This is a genomic window from Deltaproteobacteria bacterium, assembly GCA_030690165.1.
In the GTDB taxonomy this organism is placed as follows: Bacteria; Desulfobacterota; GWC2-55-46; order UBA9637; family UBA9637; genus JACRNJ01.
Map to the genome: position 1 here is coordinate 1 of JAUYHF010000039.1, position 12,747 is coordinate 12,747.

The window sequence follows — 12,747 nt, forward strand, 5'->3', positions numbered from 1 at the left end:
GAGCCGACATCGAGGTGCCAAACCTGGCCGTCGATATGAACTCTTGGGCCAGATCAGCCTGTTATCCCCGGCGTACCTTTTATTCGTTGAGCGATGGCCATTCCATACAGAACCACCGGATCACTAAGACCTGCTTTCGCACCTGCTTGACTTGTAGGTCTTGCAGTTAAGCTCCCTTATGCCTTTACACTCGCCGGCTGGTTTCCAATCAGCCTGAGGGAACCTTCGCGCGCCTCCGTTACAATTTGGGAGGCGACCGCCCCAGTCAAACTACCCGCCTGGCACTGTCCCCAACCCGGATTACGGGTCAAGGTTAGAATTTCAGAATAATCAGGGTGGTATTTCAACATTGACTCCACCGAACCTAGCGGCCCGGCTTCAAAGTCTCCCACCTATCCTACACAGATTGTTCCAAAATCCAATACCAGGGTATAGTAAAGGTGCACGGGGTCTTTCCGTCTTGATGCGGGGAGCCAGCATCTTCACTGGCATTTCAAATTCGCTGAGTCCCTGGTTGAGACAGCGGGGCTATCGTTACGCCATTCATGCAGGTCGGAACTTACCCGACAAGGAATTTCGCTACCTTAGGACCGTTATAGTTACGGCCGCCGTTTACCGGGGCTTCGGTTCTCTGCTTCGCCTTGCGGCTGACAAATCTCCTTAACCTTCCGGCACCGGGCAGGCGTCAGACCCTATACATCCACTTTCGTGTTAGCAGAGTCCTGTGTTTTTGTTAAACAGTCGCAACCCCCATTTCTCTGCGACCTCCTCGGGCTATAAACCCTAGCGAGGCACCCCTTATCCCGAAGTTACGGGGCTAGATTGCTAAGTTCCTTAACCAGGGTTCTCTCAAGCGCCTTGGTATATTCTACCTACCTACCAGAGTCGGTTTGCAGTACGGGCGCCTAATTAACTCGCTACGAGGCTTTTCTTGAAAGTGTGGGCTTAGTCAGTTCGGTCTGCCTTGCGGCTTTCCTCCTCATAACCCATCAGCGTTGAATAGGAAAGCGGATTTACCTGCCTTCCCCGCCTTCTGGCTTGAACCGGGACAACCGTCACCCGGATGACCTACCCTCCTCCGTCCCCCCTTCGCTCAAATGTTAAACAGGCGGTACGGAAATATTAATCCGTTTTCCATCACCTACGCCTTTCGGCCTCGGCTTAGGTCCCGACTAACCCTGGGAAGATTAACTTTACCCAGGAAACCTTAGGTTTACGGCGTGCGGGTTTTACACCCGCATTGTACGCTACTTATCTCAGCATAAGCACTTCCAGGTCCTCCAGTGGTTCTTACGATCCACCTTCACAGGTTACTGGAAAGCTTCCCTACCACTTATAGAATCCGAAGATTCTGTAAATCCGCAGCTTCGGTAGCAGGCTTGAGCCCCGGTACATTTTCGGCGCAGCCCCACTAAACCAGTGAGCTGTTACGCTTTCTTTAAAGGATGGCTGCTTCTAAGCCAACCTCCTGGGTGTCTAAGTAGTTCCACATCCTTTTCCACTTAGCCTGCATTTAGGGACCTTAGCTGGCGGTCTGGGTTGTTCCCCTCTCGACCATAGAGCTTATCCCCTACGGACTGACTCCCGTGATACAATTAACCGGTATTCGGAGTTTGATTGGGTTTGGTACCCCGGTAAGGGCCCTAGCCCATTCAGTGCTCTACCCCCGGCAATTAATTTCACGAGGCTATACCTAAATATATTTCGGGAAGAACCAGCTATCACCAGTCTTGTTTAGCCTTTCACTCCTACCCACAGCTCATCTGAGCTTTTTGCAACAAACACCAGTTCGGACCTCCGCGAGGTGTTACCCTCGTTTCATCCTGGCCATGGGTAGATCGCCTGGCTTCGGGTCTACTATACGCGACTTGTCGCCCTTTTAAGACTCGCTTTCGCTACGGCTCCACCTTACGGCTTAACCTTGCCACGCACAGTAACTCGCTGAGTCATTATGCAAAAGGCACGCTCTCAGGCATTCCCCTTGCGGGGCATAGCCCTTGAACTGTTTGTAGGCATACGGTTTCAGGTTCTATTTCACTCCCCTTTCGGGGTTCTTTTCGCCTTTCCCTCACGGTACTAGTGCACTATCGGTCGTCAGGTAGTATTTAGCCTTGGATGATGGTCCACCCGGATTCCCACAGGATTTCTCGTGTCCTGTGGTACTTGGGATACCTCTAGGGTGTATTGGAATTTTACATACGGGGCTATCACCCTCTATGGCAGGCCTTTCCAGACCCTTCTGCTATTCCGCCACATCCCATATTGAGGTCCCGCAACCCCCCTTTGCAAGCAAAGAGGTTTGGGCTCTTCCCGTTTCGCTCGCCACTACTCAGGGAATCTCAATTGATTTATCTTCCTGAGGGTACTGAGATGTATCACTTCCCCTCGTTAGCCTCATTAGCCTATGTATTCAGCTAATGATGCCTGAGGTTTACTCAGGCAGGTTTCCCCATTCGGAAATCCCCGGATCAATGCCTGTTTAGCGGCTCCCCGAGGCTTATCGCAACTGTCTACGTCCTTCATCGCCTCCTGACGCCAAGGCATCCACCGTACGCCCTTAGTAGCTTGACCATAATAATTTTAAGCGCTTGGTTTCTGATTCTAAGCGTCTTGCTTTACCCTATTCAATTGTCAAAGAACACACCGTGCTTTGCACGGTATTGCAAAATGCAAATTGCAAATTTTAAAATGCAAAATAAGGATTTTTTTTAATTTTGCACTTTGCAATCTTCACTTTGCAATTATTTTTTTGGTGGAGGTAAGCGGGATCGAACCGCTGACCTTCTGGTTGCAAACCAGACGCTCTCCCAGCTGAGCTATACCCCCTCAACATACAAGGTTGAGGTCTAGGTTGAGGTTGAGTAAAAGATTTTTTTCTTAACCTTAACCTCTACCTTAACCTGCTTTTACTGGTGGGCCTGGAAAGATTTGAACTTTCGACCCCACGCTTATCAAGCGTGTGCTCTAACCAACTGAGCTACAGGCCCATTTCATCTGAACCCAGAACCCAGAATTCAGAATAATTTTCTCTTCCTGACTTCTGATTCCTGATTCCTGGCTCCTGTAACTTTTGTCCCCTCAAAACTAAATAGCAACTTGTCAGCCTGTCAATTAAGGATTTGAAACCGGGCGAACCGAGATTCGCCCGGACATATTCTTCCTTAGAAAGGAGGTGATCCAGCCGCAGGTTCCCCTACGGCTACCTTGTTACGACTTCACCCCAATCACCGGCCATACCTTAGGCGACTGCCCCCTTGCGGTTAGCATACCGACTTCTGGTATAACAGGCTTTCGTGGTGTGACGGGCGGTGTGTACAAGGCCCGGGAACGTATTCACCGCGGCGTTCTGATCCGCGATTACTAGCGATTCCAGCTTCATGGAGTCGAGTTGCAGACTCCAATCCGAACTGAGACCGGTTTTTTGGGATTGGCTTGCCTTCGCAGGCTTGCAGCCCTTTGTACCGGCCATTGTAGCACGTGTGTAGCCCTAGGCATAAGGGCCATGATGACTTGACGTCATCCCCACCTTCCTCCAGCTTAACGCTGGCAGTTCCCATAGAGTGCCCAGCATTACCTGATGGCAACTAAGGGTAAGGGTTGCGCTCGTTGCGGGACTTAACCCAACACCTCACGGCACGAGCTGACGACAGCCATGCAGCACCTGTCTTGGGGCTCCTCTTGCGAGGCACTTCTCTGTTTCCAGAAAATTCCCCAGATGTCAAGCCTAGGTAAGGTTCTTCGCGTAGCGTCGAATTGAACCACATGCTCCACCGCTTGTGCGGGCCCCCGTCAATTCCTTTGAGTTTCAACCTTGCGGCCGTACTCCCCAGGCGGAACACTTAATGCGTTAGCTGCGACACCGGAGGATTTAACTCCCCCGACACCTAGTGTTCATCGTTTAGGGCGTGGACTACCAGGGTATCTAATCCTGTTTGCTCCCCACGCTTTCGCGCCTCAGTGTCAGTATCGGTCCAGGGGGTCGCCTTCGCCACAGATGTTCTTCCTGATATCTACGCATTTCACCGCTACACCAGGAATTCCACCCCCCTCTCCCGTACTCAAGCCCGGCAGTATCATGGGCAATTCCTCAGTTAAGCCGAGGGCTTTCACCTATGACTTACCAAGCCACCTACGCGCCCTTTACGCCCAATAATTCCGAGCAACGCTTGCATCCTACGTATTACCGCGGCTGCTGGCACGTAGTTAGCCGATGCTTCCTTTGGGGGTACCGTCAATTCTGATGGATATTAGCCACCAGATTTTTCTTCCCCCCCGACAGAGGTTTACGATCCGAAAACCTTCTTCCCTCACGCGGCGTCGCTGCGTCAGGCTTTCGCCCCTTGCGCAAGATTCCCCACTGCTGCCTCCCGTAGGAGTCTGGCCCGTGTTTCAGTGCCAGTGTGGCTGATCGTCCTCTCAGACCAGCTACCCGTCTTAGCCTTGGTAGGCCGTTACCCTGCCAACAAGCTGATGGGACGCGGGCTCATCCATAAGCGATAGATTCCGAAGAATCCCCATCTTCAACCACGGAACTAAAGTCCTGTGGTCTTATCCGGTATTAGGCCCCCTTTCGGAAGGTTATCCCGGTCTTATGGGTAGATTACCCACGCGTTACTCACCCGTTCGCCGCTTTACTCATGGAGTTGCCCCCACTTTCTCGCTCGACTTGCATGTGTTAGGCGCGCCGCTAGCGTTCGCTCTGAGCCAGGATCAAACTCTCCACTTAAATCCTGAAAACTTAATTATAGAAATTTGACAGACTTGACAGTTGCTATTTAGTTTTCAAAGAACAAGTCTTTATTGAATTATAAAACAGTTTCCAAATGCGGGCAATCCAAATACATGCTTACCGCACCAAAGAAAGAAGGATACTTATATAGCAATTTGATTTCTATGTCAAGAAAAAAGTTTTTATTGTTTCTAAGTATAGTTCTATAGCCTCTTTGATGTTGGCTAAAACCTCTTCAAAAGAATCACCCTGTGATTGTAGCCCTTCATGTTCAGGACCCTACTTCCCCAGCCTCTCCTTCAGCAACCTATTCAACACCTGCGGGTTGGCCTGGCCTTTGGTGGCCTTCATTGTCTGGCCCACAAAAAAGCTGAAGAGTTTTTCTTTGCCTGCCTTGTAATCCGCAAGCTCTTTGGGGTTGGCGTTTATTATTTCATCTATCGCCTTTAGAATTGCGCCCTCATCTGAAACCTGGACAAACCCTTTTTCTTTTACTATCGCATCAGGCTCTTTGCCTGTCTTGTAAACCTCTTCAAACACCTCTTTTGCAGTTTTGAGATTAACAGCGCCTGCGTCAACCATCCTGATAAGTTTTACAAGTTTTTCAGGACTTACAGGACACTCCTTCGCCTCCCTATTATCCTCTTTCAATAACCTCAAAAGCTCTCCCATAATCCAGTTGGACACGACTTTTGGCTGGTTAAAGAGTCTGACGCTTTCCTCATAATAATTTGCCAGTTCCTTTGTTGCAGTCAAGACCCCTGCATCGTATGAGGGTATGCCATATTCCCTCACAAACCTCTCCCTCTTTTCTGCTGGAAGTTCAGTAAGCGTGCCTCTTATCTCCTCTATCCATGCCTCGTCAACCATAAGCGGTAAAAGGTCAGGATCGGGGAAATAGCGGTAATCGTGTGCCTCTTCCTTGCTCCGCATGGAGATGGTTATCCCCTTGTTGGAATCAAAGAGCCGCGTCTCCTGCACTATCTTGCCGCCGTCTTCCACTATTTCTATCTGCCGGTTTATCTCATATTCAATTGCCTTTTGCACAAACCTGAATGAATTTATATTCTTGAGCTCCGCCTTTGTGCCGAATTCCTTTTGACCCCTTGGCCTTACAGAGACATTGGCATCGCACCGGAAGCTCCCCTCCTCCATATTGCCGTCGCAGATTTCAAGATAGACAAGAATATCGCGCAAGGCCTTCAGATATTCCACTGCCTCTTCCGCTGTCCTTATGTCAGGTTCGCTCACAATCTCTATTAACGGCACGCCTGCCCTGTTCAGGTCAACAAAACTAAATCCCTCATCCTCAAATGTTTCGCCGTGGAGGAGTTTGCCAGCGTCCTCTTCCATGTGTATCCTTGTTATGCCGATGCGCCTTTTTTCGCCATTGACCTCAATATCAATATAGCCCTTCTGCGTCAGCGGCTCATTATACTGGGATATCTGATACCCTTTCGGCAAGTCAGGATAAAAATAATTTTTCCTCGCAAAGATACTTTTGTTATTTACCCTGCAATCCGTTGCAATGGCCATCTTTACCGCAAACTCCACTGCCTTTTTATTTAAAACAGGCAATGTCCCCGGCATACCCAGACACACAGGACAGACCTGCGTATTCGCCTCTGCGCCGAATTTTGTGGAGCATCCGCAAAAGACCTTTGAATTCGTCAAAAGCTGGGCATGGATTTCAAGACCGATTACTGCTTCGTATGTCATGGTTCACCTCATCTTAAATATAGGGTTTAGGGATTGGGGTACTTACTCCATCCTGCATACCTTTTCAAACCGTTTCCTCCTGAGAAAACGTCCGATATTCAACTCTAATGTTTGGATAAGTCTTTTATTATCTGAACGAAATATCCTTTTTGCTATGGAAGGGATGGAGTAAAAATGCCTGTATGCTGATATAAGCCCTTCCAAGAGTTGTTCCTGCGTAAGTTTTGGGTGTTTGAAGACTACATGATTGGCGTCATACTTGTCCCACTCTGTATGAATGAGCCTCCCTGCATCCTTCATCTCCTGAAAGAGTTTTGTTCCGGGAAGGGGCGTGAGGATGTAAAAATTGGCTGCGTCTAACTTTACATCAATTGCAAACTCCACCGTGTTCTTAAATACATACTCATCATCCTCATCAAGGCCAAAGATAAATGAGCCGAATATGCTGATACCTGCATCATGTATCTTTTTAAAAGACTCTTTGAACTGCTCCACCTTATTAAATGATTTCCTCATCAGGGCCAGATTTTTTTCAGATATGGATTCTATGCCTATGAATATCCACTGACATCCGCTTTCAGCAGCCAGTTTCAGGAGTTCCGCGTCATTTGCAATCAGACTGTCTCCCTGACACGACCACTTTTTATTGAGAGGTATCATCTCCCTGAACAATTTCTTTGCATATACCTTATTGCCATACAGGTTATCGTCTGCAAAAAAGACCATCCTGTCTTTCAGAGACTTTAATTCCTCTATCACCTCCGGTATTGGCCTATATCTGAAGCCCTTTCCCCAAAATTGGGTTACAGAACAATAGTGACAATCATGCGGACATCCTCGGGAAGCCATGAGCAGACTGCTTGAGAAATATCTTTCCTTTTTAAGCAAGTCCAGCCGCGGTTTTGGCAGATTTACAAGGGAATGCTGGCCTGTGCCTCTGTATGTTTTTTTCAGCCTTCCGTGTATAAAATCATCCAACGCTGTTGGCCAAACATCCTCTGCCTCGCCTATAACAACCGAGTCTGCATATTGAGACGCCTCTTCAGGCAGCATCGATACATGTATTCCGCCTATGATGACGGGGATGCCTCTTTTCCTGAATTCCAGCGCTATCTCATAGGCGCGCGGCGCAAGCGCAGTCATAGTGGTTATCCCCACCAGGTCTGGCTTGGCGTCAAAATCAATATCCTCAATATTGTCATCTATTATACTGACTTCAAAGCGGTCATCGGTCAGGCCTGCGATTGTGGGAAGGCTCAATTGAGGGATAGGATATTTTCCCTTCCTCCTGCCAGCGCCGAGGTTTTTCTTATGCGCAGGATATATTAGCGTTAGTTTATATTTCAAAGGATTCCATCATTCTACGTAAGAAATTAAAGAAATATCCTGCCACAGCAAGATAACTATCACAAGCAAAATAAAATTTGAAGAATAAAGAAAGATATTACTTTTTCAGTATCCTCAAAACCTCTTTCAGCGGCCTTGTATTTAATACATCCTTTTTCTCCAGCCAGCCTCTGCGGGCAGTGTGGATGCCGAATCTGATAAAATCCATATGTTGTCTGTTGTGGGAATCCGTGGATATGGCGACCATAACACCCATATCCTTTGCAAGCCTTAAATAGCTGTCATTTAAATCAAGCCTTTCAGGATAGCTGTTAAGCTCAAGGATTACATTATACTTTTTAGCCGCCTGCATAAGTCTCGACATATCAACAGGATACGGTTCCCTTGCTGCAATAATCCTTCCTGTAGGATGGGCTATGATGTTTACAAGGCCGGTTGCCATAGCCGTTATAATCCTGTCTGTCATATCTTCCATTGTCATATTGAATCTTGAATGAACAGCCCCCACTACGCAATCAAGCTTTTTTAAAACATCCGCGTCCAGATCAAGGGAGCCGTCTCCCTTTATATCAACCTCAGTCCCAGTTAATATGCGGAAGCCTTTAAACTGGCTATTTATTCTGTCTATCTCTTTAATCTGCTTCAAAACCCTTGGCTCATCAAGACCATGAGTAATGCCCAGTGCCTTTGAATGATCTGTTACGGCAATATATTCGTATCTTTTTTGCATTGCATAGGCAACCATTTCTTCCAGCGTATGGATTCCGTCGCTCTCTATTGTATGAACATGCAGGTCGCCTTTTATATCTTTAATCTCTATCAGTTTTGGCAGACTGCCTTTTTCAGCAGCCTCAATCTCTCCCATATTTTCTCTGATTTCCGGCGGTATGAAAGGCAGACCCACGGCCTTATACACATCCTCTTCGGTCCTTCCTGCAATCCATTTATCCGTCTTCTCATCAAACACGCCGTATTCGCTGATCTTAAGCCCCATTCGCTTTGCCCTGTCACGGATGGCAATATTGTGCGACTTTGAGCCTGTAAAATACTGGAGCGCAGAGCCGAATGATTTTTCCTCCAACACCCTGACATCTACTTGCAGATTGCACTTCAGCATGACCGTTGATTTCGTTTCGCCCTTTGCAAGCACATCTTTCACATCAGGATATTTTACAAACCTCTCCATCACCACCGCGCCTTTTTTGCATGTTACCAGAATATCCACATCGCCGATGGTATCCTTCCACCGCCTCAAACTTCCCGCAGGTTCAACTTTTATTACCCCTGGAATCTTTTTCAGATAATCTATCAGAGGTTCGGCATAAGACAATGCAAGTGATATTCTGAAACGTCCTTTATGGGATTTAAGCTCTTCTATGGCCTTTAATATCTTTTCCTCTGTCTTTTCCCCCATGTGCGGCAGATCTCTGAGCTTGCCGTCTCTTGCAGCCTTTTCCAGTTCTTCAACGCTTTTGATGCCCAGCTTATCGTACAAAAGCTGAACCTTTTTAGGCCCAATGCCCGACACCTCCAGAAGATCAAGAAGACCCGGCGGCAGTTCCTTTAAAAGCTCGTCATGAAATTTGCACTTTCCGGTCTTGATGATTTCAACTATCTTCTCATGGATGCTCTTACCGATACCTTTGATATCCTCAAGCTCTTTTTCATCCCGCAGAACAACAGACCGTAAACTCTCAGGAAGCCCCCCAATGATGAGCGCAGCATTCCGGTAAGAGCGCACCCTGAAAGGGTTTTCGTTCTTTATCTCCAACAGGTCTGCGATGTCTTCAAATATTTTTGCAATGTCTGGGTTTTCCATAATTTGGATAGTTTTTAAATTATATCTTGTGCACTATAATATGCAACTAAAAATTATTTTCCTTGTTTTATAATAGGGCTAAAATATATCGGCCAAATTTTCCCCCTTGACTCTCCGCATAAGTTGACCTAAAATTCACCAAAAGGTGCATGTAGACATAAAAACAATGTTAGGCCTATGCAAAAATTCATAAAAATGGTTAAACATTAGATATGCATTTCAAGATAAAAGGGGAAATTCGGGAGATTGAAATCATTGCAACAGGGCATGGAATAAAGAATTTGAATCGTTTAAACAAGGTGCATGGAAAAGCAAACTGGAGAAAACTAAAAGGCATTTGCAATGTAGAACTGGAAGATGGCGCTGTTTTGAAGGCGGAAGTTCATTGGTATGAAGGACACGGCATAGGGAAGAAAGAAATAAAAATCAAAAGGTATTTATGAGGAGGTAACTATGAGAAAGCATTTTATGATATGTGTAGATAATCGTGGCTACGAGTCGTCGCTGGAGGCAAGAAAACTATATGAGGTGTTGACTGACAGGACGGCTGAAAAACATCACCAGATAAGAGTTATTGATGAATCAGGGGAGGATTATTTATATCCTGAAAGTTTTTTTGCTCCTGTAATATTACCTCATGTTACAAAAGAAAAATTAGAACTAGTAATGACATAACACTTCACTTGCTATGCCGCACAGTTTTAGCATCAGCCTATATTTCCACCCCATCTATCTTTACCCCGCAATGCGGACATTTTGAATCTTTGACCACATTCTTCCGCACATCAAAGCCGAATCTTTCAATTATCTTTTTTTTGCAGTTGTAGCAGTATGTGGATTCTCCGGGGTCGCCAGGCACATTTCCTGTATAGACATACCTGAGCCCTTGCTCAAGGCCAATCTCCCTTGCGCGGTCAATAATGGAGACAGGTGTTGCCGGGATATTATCCATCTTGTATGTAGGATAAAATGCGCTTAAGTGCCACGGCATGGTTTTGTCTGTAGCATAAATCCATTTTGCAATCTGCCGGAGTTCATCTTCGGAATCATTTTGAGTTGGAATTATAAGTGTCGTTATCTCCACCCATATCCCGAGCTTCCGCATATATTCAACAGATTCAAGCACAGGGGCAAGCCGCGCCCCGCACACCTTTCTGTAAAACTCCTCTGTGAATGCCTTTACATCCACATTTGCCGCATCAAGAAGCCCTTTCATCTCATCAAGACATTCCCTTGTCATAAAGCCGTTTGTCACAAATGTATTTTTGAGCCCCTTTTCTTTTGCAAGTTTCATGCAGTCATAGGCAAATTCAAAGAATATGGTCGGCTCGGTATAGGTGTAGGATATGCTCTGGCAGCCGGTTTCCAGCGCCTCATTAACAATCTCCTCAGGGGTTATATCTTCGCCGAGGATTTTTTTCTGATCTTTAGGCATCTGGGATATCTCAAAATTCTGGCAGTGGAGGCATCTGAAATTGCAGCCAACTGTTGCAATGGAATAGGAATGGCTCCCCGGCTGGAACTGGAAGAATGGTTTTTTTTCTATGGGGTCTATGTGATGGGCGATGACCTTGCCGTAAACAAGGGTATAGAGCGTGCCGCCCTTGTTTTCGCGCACACCGCAGATGCCTCTTTTTCCATCGGCAATTTTGCAATGATGGCAGCAGAGAAAGCAGTTGACATAATTTTTATCGGCCTTGCTGTATAATTTAGCTTCCATAGTTTAGCTCATGGCTGATAGCTTATAGCTGATAGTAAAAACTATGAGCCATGAGCTATCAGCTATCTCTCCCACACAACCCTCGTCACCCTGTCTTCTGTCCATTTGATTTCCAGATCGCCCTGACATGCCTTGTGTATCTTTTTGCCGATGCGCTGGGCAAGCTTTTCATGTGTTGTGGTTATCTCAATCATGTTCCCCCTGTCCTTTATATCAATAATCCTTTCCAGCGGGTTGTATCCCATTGCCCTTTCTTCCTCGTTTTTTATGAGATTTAACATATCCTGCTTGTGCTCCTTCAGATAATCGCCTTTTAATGTAACAAACCCTTCGGCATATCCATCCCTTATCTTCCGACATGCGGGGCAGAGCACGAACAGTGTCTTTTTGTTTTCCTTCCTTTTTTTATAAGGCGCTTCATCCATTGACCATCTTTTGTTGTAATATATGGCATGGCATTTCTTGCATACGGCCATGTCATGCGGCCCCTCCTTTGGTATATACGGATCCTTGTAAGTATCAATCGCCTTCTTTGCAACCTTTACCGAAGCCTTTTTGCCTTTCATTTAGTATGCCTCCTTGCCAATAGAGTGTCAAAGTTACAAAGTATCATAGCATCGGAGTAGAAGCTATGATGTTTTGCACTCTGACTCTTTGACTCTTTTTGTAATAAGCTATCTCCCATATTTTCCCACCAACTGCCCCTCATCTAATATATGGCCTTTTATTGCCTTTTCTACATCCTGTTTTGTTGCGCCGGATGGCAGGTTTAACTCAACATCTACCGCATAGAGCTTGAAAAAATATCTGTGGGCAGGGCCTTTTGGCGGGCATGGGCCTCCGTAACCAATTTTTCTGAAATCATTTATGCCCTGTCTTGCTCCGCCTGAAATTTCCTTCTGAGCCGGCACACCCTCTATCAGAGATGTTGTTTCCGGAGACAGACCGTAAAGAACCCAGTGAACCCATGTGCCCATTGGCGCATCAGGATCATCGCAGATTAAGGCAATACCCTTTGTGCCTGACGGAGGTTTTGCCCATGTCAAAGGCGGCGAGACATCTGCGCCGTCGCAGGTATATTCCTTTGGTATAAATCCGTTGTTTTCAAATGCAGCGCTTTTGATTTGCATAATTTCTCCTCCTTTCGCAGTATCTTCGCTAAAATATTAACCACAAAAACAATTAATAAACACGAAAATAAATTTTTCAGAAACCTCATATTCTGAATTAACTATAGCACATGTTATTGTGATGTCAAATGGCAGGGCGCCAAGGTAATGTATTATTTCTTGTGTCAGAAGCAAGAAAGGGGTATCTCCATGGTAAGCCAATACCAAAACAAAAGGAGGATACCCCATGACTCAAAGAGCCACAATAGAGAATTATGCACAGGCAGTAAGGATAGTCAAGGAA

Annotated in this window: 8 protein-coding genes, 2 tRNA genes, 2 rRNA genes and 1 pseudogene; 2 read left to right on the forward strand and 11 right to left on the reverse strand. The window is 46.3% G+C overall.

Going from position 1 to position 12,747, the window contains the following annotated elements:
* The 8 genes and pseudogenes from Q8P28_06475 to polX all read right to left on the reverse strand — a co-directional run.
* Positions 1 to 2,571 (reverse strand): 23S ribosomal RNA (locus Q8P28_06475); the annotation flags it as partial.
* 179 nt (positions 2,572 to 2,750) lie between these two features.
* Positions 2,751 to 2,826: transfer RNA gene (locus Q8P28_06480), tRNA-Ala, on the reverse strand.
* Positions 2,827 to 2,910: 84 nt separating this feature from the next.
* Positions 2,911 to 2,987 (reverse strand) — tRNA-Ile (locus Q8P28_06485).
* 178 nt (positions 2,988 to 3,165) lie between these two features.
* A 16S ribosomal RNA gene (locus Q8P28_06490) occupies positions 3,166 to 4,726 on the reverse strand.
* Between the two features lie 165 nt (positions 4,727 to 4,891).
* Positions 4,892 to 5,005 (reverse strand): annotated as a pseudogene (locus Q8P28_06495) (type II toxin-antitoxin system HicB family antitoxin).
* A gap of 3 nt (positions 5,006 to 5,008) precedes the next feature.
* Positions 5,009 to 6,448 carry an Asp-tRNA(Asn)/Glu-tRNA(Gln) amidotransferase subunit GatB gene (gene gatB / locus Q8P28_06500; protein MDP2682436.1) on the reverse strand — a complete coding sequence of 480 codons (1,440 nt, stop codon included), beginning with the start codon at positions 6,446 to 6,448 and terminating at the stop codon, positions 5,009 to 5,011.
* Between the two features lie 42 nt (positions 6,449 to 6,490).
* Positions 6,491 to 7,795, reverse strand: coding sequence for a radical SAM protein (locus tag Q8P28_06505; GenBank protein MDP2682437.1), 1,305 nt, complete (start codon positions 7,793 to 7,795; stop codon positions 6,491 to 6,493).
* Positions 7,796 to 7,892: 97 nt separating this feature from the next.
* Complete coding sequence (gene polX, locus Q8P28_06510) at positions 7,893 to 9,614, reverse strand: DNA polymerase/3'-5' exonuclease PolX (GenBank protein MDP2682438.1); 1,722 nt, start codon at positions 9,612 to 9,614, stop codon at positions 7,893 to 7,895.
* Positions 9,615 to 9,826: 212 nt separating this feature from the next.
* On the opposite strand from polX, the gene Q8P28_06515 reads away from it, so the two are divergent.
* Together Q8P28_06515 and Q8P28_06520 are read left to right on the forward strand one after the other, a co-directional pair.
* Positions 9,827 to 10,057, forward strand: a complete 231-nt coding sequence (locus Q8P28_06515; GenBank protein ID MDP2682439.1) for a hypothetical protein — start codon at positions 9,827 to 9,829, stop codon at positions 10,055 to 10,057.
* A gap of 10 nt (positions 10,058 to 10,067) precedes the next feature.
* Positions 10,068 to 10,289, forward strand: coding sequence for a hypothetical protein (locus Q8P28_06520; GenBank protein MDP2682440.1), 222 nt, complete (start codon positions 10,068 to 10,070; stop codon positions 10,287 to 10,289).
* A gap of 37 nt (positions 10,290 to 10,326) precedes the next feature.
* Here the strand turns inward: Q8P28_06520 and amrS are convergent, their stop codons facing one another.
* From amrS to Q8P28_06535, 3 genes are all read right to left on the reverse strand, one after another.
* Positions 10,327 to 11,334: an AmmeMemoRadiSam system radical SAM enzyme gene (gene amrS / locus Q8P28_06525; GenBank protein MDP2682441.1), complete on the reverse strand. Its 1,008-nt coding sequence runs from the start codon at positions 11,332 to 11,334 to the stop codon at positions 10,327 to 10,329.
* 62 nt (positions 11,335 to 11,396) lie between these two features.
* Complete coding sequence (locus Q8P28_06530; GenBank protein MDP2682442.1) at positions 11,397 to 11,900, reverse strand: BCAM0308 family protein; 504 nt, start codon at positions 11,898 to 11,900, stop codon at positions 11,397 to 11,399.
* A 108-nt stretch (positions 11,901 to 12,008) separates the two neighbouring features.
* Positions 12,009 to 12,464 (reverse strand): YbhB/YbcL family Raf kinase inhibitor-like protein, encoded by a 456-nt coding sequence (locus tag Q8P28_06535; GenBank protein MDP2682443.1) that lies wholly within the window; start codon positions 12,462 to 12,464, stop codon positions 12,009 to 12,011.
* Between the last annotated feature and the right edge of the window lie 283 nt (positions 12,465 to 12,747).